16 protein-coding genes and 2 tRNA genes are annotated in these 13,882 nt (G+C 70.8%); 11 read left to right on the plus strand and 7 right to left on the minus strand.

Going from position 1 to position 13,882, the window contains the following annotated elements; translation table 11 throughout:
• Positions 1–111: 111 nt before the first annotated feature.
• The 10 genes from AB0J88_RS27685 to AB0J88_RS27730 are packed head-to-tail and all read left to right on the plus strand — an operon-like array spanning position 112 to position 7,385.
• Positions 112–627 (plus strand): hypothetical protein, encoded by a 516-nt coding sequence (locus AB0J88_RS27685; protein ID WP_364350741.1) that lies wholly within the window; start codon positions 112–114, stop codon positions 625–627.
• Complete coding sequence (locus tag AB0J88_RS27690; protein WP_364350738.1) at positions 624–1,658, plus strand: peptidoglycan-binding protein; 1,035 nt, start codon at positions 624–626, stop codon at positions 1,656–1,658. The genes AB0J88_RS27685 and AB0J88_RS27690 overlap by 4 nt, the downstream gene beginning before the upstream one ends.
• Entirely contained in the window at positions 1,655–2,323 is a 669-nt protein-coding gene (locus tag AB0J88_RS27695; protein ID WP_364350735.1) for an ABC transporter ATP-binding protein, read from the plus strand. The genes AB0J88_RS27690 and AB0J88_RS27695 overlap by 4 nt, the downstream gene beginning before the upstream one ends.
• Positions 2,320–3,486, plus strand: coding sequence for an FtsX-like permease family protein (locus tag AB0J88_RS27700; RefSeq protein WP_364350732.1), 1,167 nt, complete (start codon positions 2,320–2,322; stop codon positions 3,484–3,486). Before AB0J88_RS27695 ends, AB0J88_RS27700 begins: the two co-directional genes overlap by 4 nt.
• Positions 3,487–3,531: 45 nt before the next feature.
• Positions 3,532–3,870 (plus strand): PadR family transcriptional regulator, encoded by a 339-nt coding sequence (locus AB0J88_RS27705; RefSeq protein WP_364350729.1) that lies wholly within the window; start codon positions 3,532–3,534, stop codon positions 3,868–3,870.
• Positions 3,867–4,685 (plus strand): ATP-binding cassette domain-containing protein, encoded by an 819-nt coding sequence (locus AB0J88_RS27710; RefSeq protein ID WP_364350727.1) that lies wholly within the window; start codon positions 3,867–3,869, stop codon positions 4,683–4,685. The genes AB0J88_RS27705 and AB0J88_RS27710 overlap by 4 nt, the downstream gene beginning before the upstream one ends.
• Positions 4,682–5,377: a hypothetical protein gene (locus tag AB0J88_RS27715; RefSeq protein ID WP_364350724.1), complete on the plus strand. Its 696-nt coding sequence runs from the start codon at positions 4,682–4,684 to the stop codon at positions 5,375–5,377. Before AB0J88_RS27710 ends, AB0J88_RS27715 begins: the two co-directional genes overlap by 4 nt.
• 10 nt (positions 5,378–5,387) lie before the next feature.
• Positions 5,388–6,092, plus strand: a complete 705-nt coding sequence (locus tag AB0J88_RS27720) for an alpha/beta hydrolase (RefSeq protein ID WP_364350721.1) — start codon at positions 5,388–5,390, stop codon at positions 6,090–6,092.
• 52 nt (positions 6,093–6,144) lie between these two features.
• A complete protein-coding gene (locus AB0J88_RS27725) occupies positions 6,145–7,026 on the plus strand; it encodes a mechanosensitive ion channel family protein (protein ID WP_364350718.1) in 882 nt (293 codons plus the stop codon).
• Positions 7,023–7,385, plus strand: a complete 363-nt coding sequence (locus tag AB0J88_RS27730; RefSeq protein WP_364350715.1) for a hypothetical protein — start codon at positions 7,023–7,025, stop codon at positions 7,383–7,385. Before AB0J88_RS27725 ends, AB0J88_RS27730 begins: the two co-directional genes overlap by 4 nt.
• 10 nt (positions 7,386–7,395) lie before the next feature.
• Here AB0J88_RS27730 and AB0J88_RS27735 read toward each other — a convergent pair whose 3' ends face one another.
• The gene (locus AB0J88_RS27735) at positions 7,396–7,842 is read right to left on the minus strand and encodes a hypothetical protein (RefSeq protein ID WP_364350712.1); all 447 of its coding nucleotides are present in this window, start codon (positions 7,840–7,842) and stop codon (positions 7,396–7,398) included.
• Between the two features lie 64 nt (positions 7,843–7,906).
• On the opposite strand from AB0J88_RS27735, the gene AB0J88_RS27740 reads away from it, so the two are divergent.
• Positions 7,907–8,596, plus strand: a complete 690-nt coding sequence (locus tag AB0J88_RS27740; RefSeq protein ID WP_364350709.1) for a helix-turn-helix transcriptional regulator — start codon at positions 7,907–7,909, stop codon at positions 8,594–8,596.
• Here AB0J88_RS27740 and AB0J88_RS27745 read toward each other — a convergent pair.
• From AB0J88_RS27745 to gyrA, 6 genes are all read right to left on the minus strand, one after another.
• Positions 8,593–9,042 (minus strand): hypothetical protein, encoded by a 450-nt coding sequence (locus tag AB0J88_RS27745; protein ID WP_364350706.1) that lies wholly within the window; start codon positions 9,040–9,042, stop codon positions 8,593–8,595. The two genes, AB0J88_RS27740 and AB0J88_RS27745, sit on opposite strands and share 4 nt — an antisense overlap.
• A gap of 756 nt (positions 9,043–9,798) precedes the next feature.
• Positions 9,799–9,871: transfer RNA gene (locus AB0J88_RS27750), tRNA-Ala, on the minus strand.
• A 30-nt stretch (positions 9,872–9,901) separates the two neighbouring features.
• The gene (locus tag AB0J88_RS27755) at positions 9,902–10,030 is read right to left on the minus strand and encodes a DLW-39 family protein (RefSeq protein ID WP_364350704.1); all 129 of its coding nucleotides are present in this window, start codon (positions 10,028–10,030) and stop codon (positions 9,902–9,904) included.
• 35 nt (positions 10,031–10,065) lie between these two features.
• Positions 10,066–10,139 (minus strand) — tRNA-Ile (locus AB0J88_RS27760).
• 129 nt (positions 10,140–10,268) lie between these two features.
• A complete protein-coding gene (locus AB0J88_RS27765; RefSeq protein ID WP_364350702.1) occupies positions 10,269–11,219 on the minus strand; it encodes a DUF3566 domain-containing protein in 951 nt (316 codons plus the stop codon).
• A 3-nt stretch (positions 11,220–11,222) separates the two neighbouring features.
• Positions 11,223–13,745: a DNA gyrase subunit A gene (gyrA, locus tag AB0J88_RS27770; protein ID WP_364350700.1), complete on the minus strand. Its 2,523-nt coding sequence runs from the start codon at positions 13,743–13,745 to the stop codon at positions 11,223–11,225.
• Between the last annotated feature and the right edge of the window lie 137 nt (positions 13,746–13,882).

The following is a 13,882-nucleotide window of genomic DNA, read 5'->3' on the forward strand; positions in this document are numbered from 1 at the left end:
CATGGTCGCCCACCAGCGGATAAGGCCGCCATAAGCGCCTGGACCGCCTTGACGCCGGCCTTATCCGCCCGGCGCTGGACTGCTTCGCGACGAACATCGAAAGGAGCAGTCATGAGACGTACGTTGCTCGTACCCCTGCTGGCTCTGGGCCTTGGTCTGGCCGCCTGTGACAGTGCGGGCGCGACTCCCGGGGTGGCTTCGGCCGGCGGTGGCACACCGGGCGCGAGCGCCAGCGCCGCGCCCGCCGACGACGAGGAGCGGGGCCGCGCGTTCGCCGCCTGCATGCGGGAGCACGGCGTGGACATGCCGGACCCGCAGCCGGGCAGCAAGGTCGGCATCACGCTGGACAAGGTCGACAAGAGCAAGGTGCTCGCAGCCGTCGACGCGTGCCGGGACCTGATGCCAGGCGGCGGCAAGGACGTCAAGCTCGACCCCGACCAGCTCGAACGGCAGCGGGCGCTGGCGGAGTGCATGCGGGCCAACGGGGTTCCCGACTTCCCCGATCCGGATCCTGACGGCGGTGCGGCCGTCCGCGAGTACATCCTCGACAAGCACGACGACGACGTGCTCGCCGCGCTGGAGAAATGCCAGGACGCCGTGCCCACGCCCGGTGGTGTGCGCCGGTGAGGCGGACCGCTCTGGTGGCCGGCGTCGCGGTGGTCGCGGCCGGTGCGGCGGTCGCCGCCGCGGTGGGTCTCGGCGGCGCTGACGGGGGTACGGCACACGCCGGCGACCTGCCACGCAAGACCGCGACGGTGACCCGCGAGACGCTGGTCGACACGGACGAGGTCGAAGGCCGACTGGGGTACGGGGACCCCGTCGCGCTGCGCGGCACCGGCGGGATGGTCACGTGGCTCGCGCCCGAAGGCGCGACGGTGAGCCGCGGCAAGCCGGTGTTCCGGGTCGACGACGCGCCGGTCGTGCTGCTCTACGGCGCGTTGCCGCTCTATCGCGCCCTCACGCCGGGAGTCGAAGGCGCCGACGTGAAGCAGTTCGAGAAGAACCTGGCCGCGCTGGGCTACACCGGGTTCACCATCGACTCGGACTACACCGGCGCGACCGCCGACGCGGTGCGGGAGTGGCAGGACGACCTCGGCGTCGCTTCGACCGGCTCCGTCACGGCCGGCTCGGTCGCGTACGCGCCGGGTCCGATCCGGATCGCCGCGCACGGCACACCGGTGGGTTCTCCGGCCGGCGGCCCCGTGGTCACCTACACCGGCACTACTCGACTGGTCACGATCGACCTGCCGGTCGGCGACCGAGACCTGGCGGTGGCCGGTGCTTCGGCGAGGATCGAGCTGCCGTCCGGCGAGACCGCCGAGGGCACGGTGGCCACGGTCGGCGCGGTCGCGACAGCGGGGCAGGACGGGGCCGCACCGACGGTCGAGGTGACCGTCTCGGTCGCCGACCAGCGGGCGCTCGGTGACCTGGGGGAGACGCCGGTCGACGTGGCGCTGACCGCCGGCAGCCGGGCCGACGTGCTGACCGTGCCGGTCGCCGCCCTGGTCGCGCTGGCCGAGGGCGGCTACGGAGTGCAGGTCGTCGAGGGTGGCACGAGCCGCTTCGTGGCGGTCGAGACCGGACTCTTCGCCGGTGGGCGGGTCGAGGTCAGCGGTGCCGGCCTGGCGCCGGGGCTGACGGTGGGGATGCCGTCATGACGCTGGTGGCGCTCCGCGACGTCCGCAAGTCGTACCCGGGCGGGGTGGTCGCGGTCGACGGCATCTCGCTGTCGGTCGACGAGGGTGAGCTGGTCGCCGTCGTCGGGCCGTCCGGCTCGGGCAAGTCGACGGTCCTGCACCTGGTGGGCACGCTCGACCAGCCGACGTCCGGGACCGTCTCGTTCGCCGGGCAGGACGTGGCCGCGCTTTCCGACCGCCGCCTGTCGGCGCTGCGAGCGACCCGGATCGGCTTCGTCTTCCAGCAGTTCCACCTGGCTCCGGGGGTTCCGGCACTGGACGCGGTCGCCGACGGGCTGCTCTATGCCGGTGTCCGCAGGTCGGTTCGGCTCGATCGGGCGCGCGAGGCGTTGCACAGGGTCGGGCTCGGGCACCGCCTGCGGCACCGGCCGCACGAGCTCTCCGGCGGTGAGCGGCAGCGGGTCGCGATCGCCCGCGCGGTGGTCGGCGAGCCGGCGCTGCTGCTGGCCGACGAGCCGACGGGCAACCTCGACTCGGCGTCCGGCGCGGCGGTGCTCGACCTACTGCACGGGTTGCACGCCGGCGGCACCACGATCATCGTGATCACCCACGACCGGGAGATCGCGGCCCGCCTGCCCCGGCGGGTGGAGATCCGCGACGGCCGGATCTTCGGGGGTACGCGATGAGCCTCTCCGACCTGGTCCGACTCGGTGCCGCCGGGTTGCGCTCCCGGCCGTTGCGCGCGGTGCTGGCCGCGCTCGGGATCGCGATCGGCATCGCTGCGATGACCGCGGTCGTCGGCATCTCCGCGTCGAGCCGGGCGGAACTGCATCGCACGCTCGAACGGTTGGGCACCAACCTGCTCACCGTCGGCCCCGGGAGCAAGCTGTTCGCGGACGAGCCGGCGACTCTGCCCCTGGACGCGCCCGCGATGGTCGGGCGGATCGGCCCGGTGACCTCGGTCAGCGCGACCGGCCGGGTCTCCGCGAAGGTCTACCGGACGGACCGGATCCCGGAAGCGCAGAGCGGCAGCATCGCGGTGGTGGCGAGCTATCTCGACCTGCCGGGCACGGTGGGCGCGGTGATGGCGCGGGGCGTCTGGCTCAACGAGGCCACCGCCCGCTATCCGGCGGTGGTGCTGGGCGGCGTTGCGGCCGACCGGTTGGGTGCGGTGACCGGCCAGCCGGTGTGGCTGGGCGACACCTGGTTCACCGTCGTCGGGGTGCTCGCTCCGGTGCCGCTGGCCCCGGAGCTCGACACCTCGGCGCTGGTCGGCTGGCCCGCGGCGACCGCGGATCTCGGGTTCGACGGGCATCCGACCACCATCTACACCCGGGCCGACGAGTCCTCGGTGGAGGCGGTGGCCGCGGTGCTGGCCAACACCGCCAACCCGGAGGCACCGTCGGAGGTCGAGGTGTCGCGGCCCTCGGACGCCCTGGAGGCCGGTCGGGCCGCCGACGACGCCTTCACGGGCCTGCTGCTCGGGCTCGGTGCCGTGGCCTTGCTGGTCGGCGGCGTCGGGGTGGCCAACACGATGGTCATCTCGGTGTTGGAGCGCCGAGGCGAGATCGGGCTCCGCCGGTCGCTGGGTGCGACGCGGGGGCAGATCAGGGCTCAGTTCCTCGCGGAGTCGTTGCTGCTGTGCGGGCTGGGCGGGGTCGGCGGCGTGCTGTTGGGCATCGGGGTGACCTCCGCATACGCGCTGACCCAGGGTTGGCCCGCTGTCGTGCCGGCCTGGGCGTCCGTCGGCGCGCTGGGGGCGACCCTGCTGATCGGCGCCGTGGCCGGGTTGTACCCGGCGGTGCGGGCGGCCCGCCTCGCGCCGACAGCCGCGCTGGCCGCACCCTAACTAGATAGTTCCGCTATCTAGATAGCCGTGCTAGCGTGCTCGACTGTGGATCAGGATCGCCGCGCGCAGTGGCTTCGGGGCGTGCTCGACCTGTGCGTGCTCGGGCTGCTCGCGCGCGGCGACTCCTACGGCTACGAGCTGGCCCAGTCGCTGCAGTCCGCGGGCCTCGGCACGATCCAGGGCGGCACGCTCTATCCGGTGTTGTTGCGGTTGCAGCGCTCCGGCCTGGTGACCGTCTACTGGCGCGAGGGCGGCGGCGGTCCGGCCCGGAAGTACTACACGATCAGCGCTGCGGGCCTCGCGGTCGTGCGGGACGCCGCCAGCCAATGGGCGGCGTTCGCCGGCGGGGTCGGCGCGATACTCCAGGAAAGGACGGCCCGGTGAGACACGAGATCTGGCTGGCCGCACTCACCGACGAGCTCCGGCGGCACGGCATCGGACCTGACCTGGCCGCGCACGTGGTGGCCGAGGCGGCCGGGCATCTGCGCGACAGCGGTGAGGCGCCGCTGCGGGCGTTCGGCCCACCGTCCGCCTACGCCGCGGCCGTCGCGGACAGCGTCGGCCCGCTCGCCGTCTCCTCCGCTGTCGGCCCGGTGCGGTTGCGGGCCGTCGACATCCGCAAGCGGTACGGGCGGCGCACGGTGCTCTCCGGTGTCTCGCTGACCCTGCACGCGGGCCAGGTCGCGGCGGTGGTCGGCGCCAACGGCTCGGGCAAGTCGACGTTCCTGCGGATCTGCGCCGGGCTGGCCGGTGCCGACGGTGGCCACGTCGAGCTGCACGGCACGGTCGGCTACTGCCCGCAAGCCGGCGGCACGGCGGACTTCCTGCTCGCCGACGAGCACTTCGCGCTGATCGGCGCCGGTCGTGGTCTTCCGCGGGCCGCCGCCCAGCGGGAAGGTGCCGGGCGGGCCGCGGCGCTCGACTGGGTGCCCGGCGACGCGCAGGCCCGGCACCTGTCCGGCGGCACCCGGCAGAAGCTCAACCTGGTGCTCGCCGGGCTCGGCGACCCTGACGTGCTGCTGCTCGACGAGCCCTACCAGGGCTTCGACCGGGGCACGTACCTCGACTTCTGGCACGAGGTCTGGCGCTGGCGCGACGCGGGACGGGCCGTCGTGGTGGTCACCCACCTGCTCAACCAGCTCGACCGGGTCGACGTCGTGCTCGACCTGTCGGCCGGATCCACGGGGGTGGCGGCATGAACCGGACCATGACGATCGCCGAGATGACGCTGCGCGAGACGGTACGGCGGCGCGGCGTACTCGTACTCCTGCTGGTCCTGCCCTTGGCCTTCTATCTCGGCCGGCGCGGCGACCATCTGGGTCAGTCGATCCGGTTCGTGTGCCTGGGGCTGGCCTGGGTGCTCAGCGCGGCCGCATTGTTCGTGGGCTCGGCCGCACGGTCGCTCGAGCCTCGGCTGCGGCTGTCCGGCTATGCCACGCACCAGCTCTTCCTCGGCCGGCTGCTGGCCCTCTGGACGCTCGGACTCGCCCTGTCGACGCCGTACTTCCTGTTGATCCGTTTCGACCAGCACGACGTCCGGTACGGCGCGATCGCGGTCATCATGCTGCTCGGCGTGCTGGTGGCGCCGTTGCTCGGGCTCGCCCTCAGCGCGCTGCTCCCCCGCGACCTCGAGGGGATGCTGGTGCTGATGACCGTGGTCGGCCTGCAGATGATCCTCGACCCGGCGGGCAACGCGGCCCGGTTGCTGCCGTTCTGGTTCAGCCGGGAGATCGGCACGTACGCGATCGACCACACGTCGGTGGGCTACCTCGACCGCGGGTTGTTGCACGGTGCGGTCACCGCCGGACTCCTGCTGGTGTTGGTCGCGGTCGGGTTCGGGGTCCGACTCCGCCGGCGGCCGCACGTCAAAATTGTCGGAGGCCTGTCCTAGCCTCCCCCGCATGGACATCGTGCTGATCCCTGGCTTGTGGCTCGACGGTTCGTCGTGGGACGAGGTCGTGCCGGTGATCGAGAAGGCCGGGCACCGGGCACATGCGTTGACTCTGCCCGGCATGGTTCTTGGCGCCCCACGAGCCTCGATCACCGTCCGTGACCACGTCGATGCGGTGGTCGCGGTGATCGACAGCCTCGACACCGACTCCGAGGTCGTGCTCGTGGGCCATTCCGGCGGCGGGGCCATCGCCCACGCAGCGGCCGACGCCCGGCCCGCGTTGGTCGACCGGGTGGTCTATGTCGACGCGGTGCCGGCCTCCTCCGGCGACTGCATCAACGACAGCCTGCCGGCGGTCGACGGCGAGGTGCCGCTGCCCGAGTGGTCGGCGTTCGACGACGAAGACCTGGTCGACCTCGACGACGGCTTGCGGGCGGCGTTCCGCGCGCGGGCCATACCGTCGCCGGCCCAGGTCGTCGCGGGGCCGATCCGACTATCGGACCCACGCCGCTACGACGTGCCGGCGACGGTGATCGCCTGCGAGTTCCCCAGCGTGGAGCTGCGGTCACTGATCGCGCAGGGTTCGCCCTACACCGCGGAGCTCGCCCTCATTCGTGATGTCTCTTACATCGACCTGCCGACGGGGCACTGGCCGCAGTTCACCCGCCCGGTTCAGCTCGGAGAGGTGATTCTTACCGCTGTCCAACAGGGCTGACGGTCCGCTCGGCTGGTGCGGTCGCTGAAAGGCCGTGTCAGGATGGGTTGCCATGGTGGTGGCGACGGCTCCGATAGACGATCTGACCGACTGGCTACGCGGCAGCGGCTTGTTGATCGTCGTGTTCGTCACCGGCGCGATCCTGCTGTCCCGGTTCACGCGGTGGTTCAGCGGACGCCTCTACCAGCGGATCGACGCCCACCCGAGCAGCACCGGCCAGATCGCCGACGAGGGTGCCAAGCACCGGCACGTCGCCACCCAGGGCCTGACCTGGCTGGTGATCGTGGTGATCTACTCGATCACCGCGGTGCTGATCCTGCAGCGCCTCAACGTCCCGGTGACCGGCCTCGTCGCACCGGCCGCGGTGCTCGGCGTCGCGCTCGGCTTCGGCGCCCAGCGGATCGTGCAGGACATCCTCGCGGGCGCGTTCATCATCTTCGAGCGCCAGTACGGCTTCGGCGACGTGATCCGCTTCGGCACGCTGGGCTCGGAAAGCGGAGTGACAGGAACGGTCGAAGAGGTCACCCTCCGAATCACCCGCCTACGCACGCTCCAGGGCGAAGTGGTGATCGTCCCCAACGGCCAGATCGCGCAGGTGATCAACATGTCGCGCGACTGGGCACGGGCCGTGGTGGACGTGCCGGTTCCGATCAGCGTCGACCTGACAAGGGCCAGGGAAATCCTCCAGGAGGTCACCGTGGCAGCGGTGGAAGACCCGAACCTGGGCCAGCTCCTGCTCGACGCCCCGACGGTGCTGGGCGTCCAGAGCCTGGAGGTCGACTCGGTGCACCTGCGCATCGTCGCCCGCACCCTGCCGGGCAAACAGTTCGACGTGGGCCGCGAGCTCCGCTCGCGGGTAGCCCTGGCCTTCCAGCAGGAGGGCGTGCTGGTGGCCACGGCCCTCGACACCGCCGAACCGATGGCCGCCTCATGACCCGCCTACGGCTGGGCAAGGTCCGGCTCTCGACTGTCATCCTGCTGCTGGTCTTCCTGCTCGCTTTCGTCGGCTACTTCCTGCTGCGCCCGGACCCGACGAAGGCGATGGGCGGCGAACAGCCGCGCTCGACCTCGGAGCAGCGAACCCGCCAACCATCGCCGTCGACGACGCCAACGCCACGCGCGACCCACGCGACCCCGACGCCGTCGACGTCGCCGACCCGCTCGTCGACGCCTCGACCGACGACACCGGCGCCTTCACCGACGACAACTCCGGAACCCCCACCGGACAGCCCGTCGGGCACGCCGTCGCCGACGTTGGCCCCGCCGGACCCCTCCGAGGCTCCGAGCAACTAGCCCATTCCGCCTAGGGCATGGCTTTCGGGTCGAGCATGCGGGCGTAGTAGGTGACGTTCGCGACGTGTTCTACGACCTTGCGGATCGACCAGGCTCCGTCCTCGGGTTCCTGGTCCAGGGCCTTCGCGTCGAGTCGTCCGAGCCTCGCCCGGTAGCAGGCGGCCAGGCGCGTCAAACGGCTGCGGGCCTCGTCCAGGTCCACCTCGGTGAACCTCGCGAAGTCGGCGTCGGTCGTGACCGTCCGGCCGTGCCACTTGTCGGGGATGGTCGGCAGGCCGGCTAGCCCGCAGTCGATCTCGGCGAGGTGGTCGAGCAGGTGATCGGAGACGCGGCGAATCGCCTTGTGGGGCGTCCAGGCGTTGCCGTCCCGGTAGACGGGACGGCCGTCCCAGCCGAGCCAGGTTTCGGCGCGGGCCAGCACCTCGTCGACCGCCGTCGGGATGAGTTCAATGATCATGGCCCGAACGTAAGCGTCCAACAGTTCGGTCGGCGCCGAAGCGTTGGCGGCCTACCGTGGGGCGATGACCACAGACGTCGACCTGGCCGCGGCCGCGCGGCTGATCGCCGAGCCGGCCCGGGCGGCCATGCTCGACGCGCTTCTGTCCGGTCAGGCCCTGGCCGCCGGCGAGCTCGCCCGGGCCGGCGGGATCCGGGCCTCCACGGCCAGCGGCCACCTGTCGCAACTGGTCGAGGGCGGGCTGGTCGAGGTCACCCACAGCGGCCGCCACCGCTACTTCCGCCTGGCCTCCCCCGACGTTGCCCACGCCCTCGAGGCGTTGGGCGCCATCAGCCCACCGCGGCCGATCCGCTCGCTGCGCCAGTCCCGCACGGACGAGGCGATGACGCTGGCCCGCACCTGCTACGACCACCTGGCCGGCGTCGTGGCGGTATCCCTGGTCGACGCGTTCGTAGCCGGCAAGCTACTCGCGGCCGGCGGTGACGGCTTCACCCTGACGCCGGCGGGCGCCGAGGCGCTGACCGATGCGGGCGTGGACATCGCGGGCGCGCGAAGCAGCCGGCGGGCGTTCGCCCGCTCGTGCCTCGACTTCACCGAGCGCCGCCCACATCTGGCCGGCGCCCTGGGTGCGGCACTGTGCGCCCACACGCTCGCGGAAGGCTGGTTCGTGCGCCGCGCGCCGGGCCACCGCGCGCTGAGGATCACCGACGAAGGGCGCCGTCAGCTCCTGAAGCGCTGGAACATCGGGGTCTAGCTGGCCGGCTTGCTGAGCATCCGGGCAACCATCTCGAACGAGGCGGCGCCGAGATCCAGGTTCGCGGCGGCCGCGCGGATCGGCTGTTCGAGCTGCGGGTCGTAGCCCTCCAGGCCCGTCTCCTCCTCGACCACCTGGCCGAGCAGGAACATCGTCCGCAGCACGGCGGTGGCGCCTTCGCCGGTGTCGCCGTACGGGACGCTCATCTCGGCGGAGTCGGCGTAAAGGAAGAGCTGAATGCCGGTGCGCTCGTGGCTGATCTCGCCGCCGTCGTCGGTCAGTCCGGCCTCGACCTCGCCCAGCAACAGCCTCGCCCGCGTGAGCACCCGGTGCCAGACCTGGTCATCCGGCCCCGCACCGAAATCCTGGTAGTCCTCAGCGGCTTCGAGCGCCTCGTCCCAGCTCTGCTCCGGCTGCCGGCGCAGGAACAGAAGGTCATAGCTCACGCGCGCAGCGTACCGGCGACGGCCGACGCATGGACGAGCGTGAACAGGTGGGGTTGCTGGCCGTTAGACGGATCCGCGGTCGTCTCTTCGCGGCACGTCCAGACCTGACCGGCCCGCCTTGCGGCGGCCAGGGTGACCAGCCGCCTGCCTATGACACTGCCTTGGCTCATCGTGCCCATGGACCCGCCGCAGCCTAGGCACACGGCGACGCCACTCGCCAATGGCCCATGGACCCGGCCGCACAGCAACGGCCGCGCCGCCCGTTGGCGATCGAGGGCAAGGGCCGCACCTGACCACCTGGGCTCAAGCGCGTCCCAGAGGGACCACACGCCTGGCCATCACGGCGGCGTCGCTTGCCGTAAGTCCATAGGCTCGCCGCATAGCAACCGCGCAGCGCGCGTCGGTGATCCAGGATGAAAGCGAACCCGACCAGCCCGCCCGAAGGGCGTGCGAGACGAACCACTCGCCTAGCCACGACAGTCCGCGGGCAAATCAGGGACCCACTACGGCGAAGCGCGTTCATTAAAGATCAAGAACGGACCACCTCTCGGCCGCTCGCGGGCTTCCTGCGATCGGGACCAGCGCCGTCGCCATCTTCACAGCGCCGGCCGAGTGAGGTTCAGGCTGGCCTCGCGCGTATCGCGGACCGCGCCCGCCAGACCGTGGGGTTTCCGGGGGTCGCTCCCGGAGCCAGGATGGCGAATGCCTGCCTAGATCGTGGCCGCGTTAGCGGACATGCTCTAGGCAGGCATTCGGTGGAGCCGAGGGGACTTGAACCCCTAACCCCTGCCTTGCAAAGGCAGTGCTCTGCCAGTTGAGCTACGGCCCCGACGGCGGGTGGAGCCGCCAGTTCGGAAATCTATCGGAGGTCGGGTGCGGTGGTCGCCTCGTGCCACAGGGCGCGCTCGTCGCTGGACGCCTTGACCTTCTTGGCTACCAGGGCAGCGACGCCCACGACTCCGACGATGATCAGGAGCTTCTTCAACATTGGGGGAATCCCCTCACGCTCGCAACCGTCTGAAGTGGGGCTAGCTGGAATCGAACCAGCGACCTCAGAGTTATCAGCTCTGCGCTCTAACCGACTGAGCTATAGCCCCGTGCGACCGGGCAAGGTTACCGTACCGCCCTGCCTTCCCCCAACTTGGATACCCGGCGCGGCGCTGGGGGGTGACCGACGAGGGGGCGCGACGCCGAAGCGTCACGCCCCCTCGAAGAGAAACCGCTGCTTAGTCGCGCTCCGCCAGCGTGAGCTCGACGCCGCCGACCAGGTCGGCGCAGACGTTGTAGATGAAGGCGCCCAAGGTGGCCAGCGCGGTGAAGAGCACCACGTTGACCACGCCGATCAAGGCCGACGTGCCGATGACGCCCTTGGCCGTGATCTTGAACGTGCTGCCGTCGCTGCCGCCGCTGGCGCTGATCAGGTCACCCAGGCTGGTGTTGACCTTCTCGAAGACGCCCATCGCGTCCAGCGCCAGGTAGAGCACCGAGGTCGCCACGATGACCACGATGAAGAGCACCAGGGACACGGCGAACGAGAACTTGAACACCGACCACGGGTCGATCCGCTTGACGTTGAGCCGCGCCCGCCGCGGGCCACGTGCCGCCCCGCCGGCCACCGTCGAGCGTGCCGTGCGGACCGCCTCGGTCACCCGCGCCGCGCCCACCGCGGACGCGGGACCAGCGGCACCCGCCGCGCCAGCCGCACCGGGCCGGGTCGCGGTCGCCGTAGCGGTCTGACCCGCGCCGGAGCCAAGGCCAAGGCCGAGACCCGAGCCGCCGTCACCGGAGCGCTCACCCGGACGCGACGCACCCGGACGCGTGATGGTCGGAGGCACGGACCCGCCGCCCGACAGACCACCGCCGACCGACGTGCCGACGGAGACCGGCGACTTCGGACCGGAGCTACCCGCGCCACCCACGCCAGACGCGCCGGCGGAACCCGAGGCACTCGACGAATCGGAACCCCCGTCGGGCGTGTTGCCACCCTCACCGGGCTTGTCCGGCGGCGGCGCCATGCCCGGCGCACGGGTGAACTTGGGCGACGGTGCGTCGGCGGGGACTACCGCCCGGCCTACTGCCGCGCGGCCGGTCGCGGACGCACCGCTGTCAGCGGTCTCGTCCTCGGCCGGGGTGGTCGAGGCCCCCGCAGTCCCCGACTTCGCCGTTGTCTCCGTCATCAACTAGTCCTGTTCGTCGGGCTCGTCGGCATTGCGAGCGATGGCCACGATGGTTACGCCGTCCGGAAGGTCCATGAGCTTGACCCCCATTGTGTTCCGATCGCGCGTTCGGCGTACAGGCTTCACCGGAGTCCGGATAACACCACCATTGCTCGTTATAGCAAACAGCTCATCGTCGGGACTGATCACCACCGCCCCTACGAGCCCGCCCCGACGCTCGGTGAGCTTAGCGGTCAGTACGCCCTTCCCGCCGCGCCCCTGGACCGGGTACTCCGAGATCGGTGTGCGCTTCGCGTAGCCGCCGTTGGTGGCCACGAGCACGTCCAGGTGCTCCATGCCGTCGCGGACGACCTCCATGGCCAGCAGTTCGTCGTCGCCGGTGAACCGCATGCCGATGACGCCGGACGTGGCCCGGCCCATCGGGCGCAGCGCCTCGTCGGTGGCGTTGAACCGGATCGCCTGCGCCATCTTCGAGACCAGCAGCAGGTCGTCGCCGACACCGGCGAGCGCGGCGCCGACGAGCTCGTCCTCGTCGCGCAGGTTGATCGCGATGATGCCGCCCGAGCGGTTGGAGTCGAACTCCTCGAGCTTGGTCTTCTTGACCAGGCCGTTGCGGGTCGCCAGCACCAGGTAGGGCGCCACACCGTAGTCGGCGATCTCGATCACCTGTGCGATGTGCTCGTCCGGCTGGAAGGCCAGCAGGTTGGCGACGTGCTGGCCGCGGGCCGTGCGGCTCGCCTCCGGCAGCTCGTACGCCTTGGCGCGGTAGACCCGGCCCTTGTTCGTGAAGAACAGGATCCAGTCGTGCGTGGAGCAGACGAAGAAGTGGCTGACGATGTCGTCCTGCCGCAGCCCCGCGCCGCTGACGCCCTTGCCGCCCCGCCGCTGCGAGCGGTAGAGGTCGACCTTGGTGCGCTTCGCGTACCCGGTGCGGGTGATCGTGACGACCACGTCCTCGCGGGCGATGAGGTCCTCCATGGAGACCTCGCCGTCGAACGGGACGATCTTGGTGCGACGCTCGTCGCCCCACTTGGCCACGATCTCGCTGAGCTCGTCGGCGATGATCTTCCGCTGCCGCTCCGGCTTGGCGAGGATGTCCTTCAGGTCGGCGATGTCGATCTCGATCTTCGCCAACTCGTCGATGATCTTCTGCCGCTCCAGGGCCGCGAGGCGACGGAGCTGCATGTCGAGGATCGCGGTCGCCTGGATGTCGTCGATGTCCAGGAGGGTCCGCAGGCCGCCACGGGCGTCTTCGACGGTGGGCGAGCGCCGGATCAGGGCGATCACCTCGTCGAGGGCGTCCAGCGCCTTGACCAGACCGCGCAGGATGTGCGCGCGCTCCTCGGCCTTGCGCAGGCGGTAAGCGGTGCGCCGCTGGATGACGTCGATCTGGTGCTCGACGTAGTAGCGGATGAACTGCGCCAGGTTGAGCGTGCGCGGCACGCCGTCGACCAGCGCCAGCATGTTGGCGCCGAAGGTCTCCTGGAGCTGCGTGTGCTTGTACAGGTTGTTGAGGACGACCTTGGCGACCGCGTCGCGCCGCAGCACGATCACGATGCGCATGCCGGTGCGGCCCGAAGACTCGTCGCGGATGTCCGCGATGCCGGCGATCTTGCCCTCGCGGATCAGCTCCGCGATCCGCTCGGCCAGGTTGTCAGGGTTCACCTGGTACGGAAGCTCGCTGACGACCAGGCAGGCGCGGCCCTTCTTGTCCTCCTCGACCTCGACCACCGCGCGCATGCGGATGGAGCCGCGGCCGGTGCGGTACGCGTCCTGGATCGCCTGGGTGCCGACGATCAGGCCGTGGGTCGGGAAGTCCGGGCCCTTGACGATCTCCAGCAGCGCCTCGAGCGTGGTCGGCTCGTCGGCCTCCGGGTTGTCCAGGCACCACTTGACCGCGTCGGCGATCTCGCGCAGGTTGTGCGGCGGGATCTTGGTGGCCATGCCGACCGCGATGCCCTCAGCGCCGTTGACCAGCAGGTTGGGGATCCGCGACGGCAGGATCACCGGCTCCTTGGCCCGGCCGTCGTAGTTGTCCTGGAAGTCGACGGTGTCCTCATCGATGTCCCGGAGCATCTCCATCGCCAGCGGGTCGAGCTTGCACTCGGTGTACCGCATGGCCGCGGCCGGGTCGTTGCCCGGCGAGCCGAAGTTGCCGTTGCCGTCGACCAGCGGGTAGCGCAGCGACCAGGTCTGGGCCATCCGGACCAGCGCGTCGTAGATCGCGGAGTCGCCGTGCGGGTGGAACTGACCCATCACGTCACCGACGACGCGGGAGCACTTCACGTAGCCGCGGTCGGGCCGGTAGCCCGAGTCGTACATCGCGTAAAGGATCTTGCGGTGAACCGGCTTGAGACCGTCGCGGACGTCCGGCAGCGCACGCCCGACGATGACGCTCATCGCGTAGTCGAGGTACGAACGCTGCATCTCGACCTCGAGCCCGACCGGCTCGACGCGGTCGCGACTGCCTACCGCGGCCGCCGCCGCCTCAAGATCCGGCTCGTTGGCCTCGGGGATATCCGTCACAATTAATCCTTTTTCGCCCTAAATGCCGTTTTTGTCCTGTGGATAACGGCTGTGGAAACCGACCTGTCTGTGGATAACTTCAGCGCTCGCGGTCCCGGGGCCGACTCATACACGCGAGCCGACCCCCGGACGGTTGC

It is taken from the genome of Asanoa sp. NPDC049475 (genome assembly GCF_040676915.1).
In the GTDB taxonomy this organism is placed as follows: domain Bacteria; phylum Actinomycetota; class Actinomycetes; order Mycobacteriales; family Micromonosporaceae; genus Asanoa.